The sequence below is a fragment of the Microbacterium sp. Bi128 genome, assembly GCF_918698205.1.
Genome location: NZ_CAKKMM010000719.1, coordinates 1 through 2565, shown reverse-complemented (window position 1 = coordinate 2565; position 2565 = coordinate 1). Strand labels below are relative to the sequence as shown.

At 67.0% G+C, this 2565-nt stretch carries 3 protein-coding genes; 1 reads left to right on the top strand and 2 read right to left on the bottom strand.

The window, feature by feature from the left end:
* Positions 1-1141, top strand: a 1141-nt coding sequence (locus tag LQV45_RS25330) for an FAD-dependent monooxygenase (RefSeq protein WP_230009383.1), incomplete at its 5' end; no start/stop codon positions are given.
* 45 nt (positions 1142-1186) lie between these two features.
* Here LQV45_RS25330 and LQV45_RS25325 read toward each other — a convergent pair.
* Together LQV45_RS25325 and LQV45_RS25320 are read right to left on the bottom strand one after the other, a co-directional pair.
* On the bottom strand, positions 1187-2044 hold the full coding sequence (locus tag LQV45_RS25325) for a prephenate dehydratase (RefSeq protein WP_223913646.1): 858 nt from the start codon (positions 2042-2044) through the stop codon (positions 1187-1189).
* A gap of 88 nt (positions 2045-2132) precedes the next feature.
* Positions 2133-2565: dienelactone hydrolase family protein (locus LQV45_RS25320; protein WP_230009382.1), on the bottom strand; the 433-nt coding region annotated here is incomplete at its 5' end.

Sequence of the window (2565 nt, the reverse complement as noted above, 5' to 3'; positions counted from 1 at the left end):
GCTGATCCCGCGCGAGGGCGGGCATCTCTTCCGCATGTATGTCGATCTCGGCGAGGTCGCCGCGGACGACCGCGGTGCGGTCCGCAAGACCACCATCGAGCAGATCATCGCCAAGGCCAACGCGATCATCCACCCCTACACGCTCGACGTGCGCAACGTGGCCTGGCACAGCGTGTACGAGGTGGGCCACCGCCTCACCGACAGGTTCGACGACGTCCTCCCGGAGGAGCTGGGCACCCGCACGCCGCGGGTGTTCATCACCGGCGACGCTTGCCACACGCACAGCGCCAAGGCCGGCCAGGGCATGAACGTCTCCATGCAGGACGGCTTCAATATCGGCTGGAAGCTCGGCCACGTGCTGGAGGGACGCAGCCCGGAGAGCCTGCTGTCCACGTACTCGGCCGAGCGGCAGGTGGTCGCGAAGAACCTGATCGACTTCGACAAGGTGTGGTCGACGCTCATGGCGAAGAAGCCCGAGGAGTTTGAAAACCCCTCCGAGCTCGAGGACTTCTACGTGCGCACCGCCGAGTTCCCTGCCGGCTTCATGACCGAGTACTCGCCGTCGATGATCGTCGCCGAGGCCACGCACCAGCAGCTGGCCACCGGCTTTCCCGTCGGCAAGCGCTTCAAGTCCGCGCCGGTTGTGCGGGTCTGCGACACCAACCCGGTCCAGCTCGGCCACCAGGCCACGGCGGACGGCCGCTGGCGCATCTACGTCTTCGCGGACCAGGCGGCGCCAGCACAACAGGCGGGGGCCCCGTCGCCCGCCGCGGATCTCGCCGCGTGGCTGGCCAGCGCGCCGGACTCGCCGCTCGCCGCCACCCCCGGAGGGGTCGACCGTGACGCCTGGTTCGACGTGAAGGTGATCTACCAGCAGGATCACACTGGCATCGACATCGGCAACGTCCCCGCGGTGTTCAAACCGGAGGTGGGGCCGTTCAAGCTCCCCTACCTCGAAAAGGTCTACGGCACCGACCCGGCGGCGGACATCTTTGCGTTGCGCGGCATCGACCGCGGCGGCGTCATCGTGGTGGTGCGCCCGGACCAGTACGTGGCCAACGTCCTGCCGCTGACGGCGACGGCGGAGCTTGCCGCGTTCTTCGCCCCCCTGTTGCGGGCAGGGCGGCCCGCGGCGGTGTGACCGCGTGGAGTTGGCCTTCTTCGCAAGGTTTGTCCGGGCTGGCGGTCAGAGGCCGGCTGCCTGCCTGGACCTGTATTCCGCGGCGGGGTAGACGCCAAGGATGCGTACCTCTGTGGTGAAGAACTCCAGTTCCTCCAGCGCCAGTCTGAGCGGCAAATCCTCGGGGTGCCCCTCGACGTCGGCCATGAACATCGTGGCCGCAAATTCATTGCCCACCATGTAGCTTTCCAGCCGCGTCATGTTTACCCCGTTCGTGGCGAATCCTCCCAGCGCCTTGTAGAGGGCTGAGGGGACATTCCGGACACGGAATACAAAGCTGGTGACGGCCGGTCCGGACAGGATGTCCCGGGCCGGCAGCGGCTTTTCCCGTGCCAGAACCACGAACCGCGTGGTGTTGGAGGGGTCATCCTCGACAGCGGAGGCGAGCACCTCCAGGCCATAGAGTTGAGCCGCGAGTGGAGGAGCGAGCGAGAGTTTGGTGGGATCGTTCCAGTCGCGCACTTCCCGGGCGGACCCGGCAGTATCGCCGGCGATCACGGGGCGCAGGCTGGCGGAGCGGATCAGACGCCGGCACTGCCCCAACGCGTGGAGGTGGCTGTGGACCTCGGTGGCTGCCTCGATGGTGCTGCCCGGGATGCCCAGCAGGTCGAAGTGGATGGGCAGAAAATACTCGCCGACGATCTGCAGCCCGGACTGGGGCAGCAGCACATGGATATCGGCCACCCTGCCGGCAATGGAGTTTTCGATCGGAATCATGGCCAGGTCGGCGGTGCCGACGGCCACCAGTTCAAAAGCGTCTTCGAAACTCGCGCAGGGAACGCTCTCCAGTTCGGGGAACATCTGCATGCACGCAATATTGGAGTTGGCGCCCGGTTCACCCTGGTACGCAATCTTCTGGGCCATGCTCCGTATGGTTTCACGCCAGGCGCCCGCTCACCCAAGTAAGACGCGGCAGGGCCGTTTGAGAACCAAAAACGGTCCCTGCCGCGACTCAGCTGGGGTTCAGATACTTGGCGAAGTGGTCCTCGATCCGCTGCCAGGCTTCCGGGGCCGATTCCGGATCCGGGCCGATGCCCATGACCCGCATGAGCGGCCGCAGCACCTTCGGCCCGGTCTCCACATCATTGAGGAAGGCGTGCCCGGCGTGCGGGAACTCCTTCACGTCGTTCTCCACGCCCAGCCCGTCGAGCACAGCCGCGAGTTTCGCCGCTTCGCCGGGCAGGGTGCGGTCCCGGCCGCCGAAGTTGGCCACGATCGGGCAGGCACCGGCGAGGGCCTCCCGGGGGTCTTTTGGGCGCCGCCCGTAGTTGACGGCGGCGGCGTCGAAGCCGTCATTGGCCAGCAGCAGGGCGAAGCCGCCGCCCATGCAGAAGCCGATGACGCCGATCTTGCCGGTGGTCCGGCCGGTTTCGCGCAGCCAGTCC

Bases quoted from the DNA above. Each gene is read 5' to 3' on its own strand.
- LQV45_RS25325 (WP_223913646.1), bottom strand. From the start codon at position 2,044: ATGGCCCAGAAGATTGCGTACCAGGGTGAACCGGGCGCCAACTCCAAT.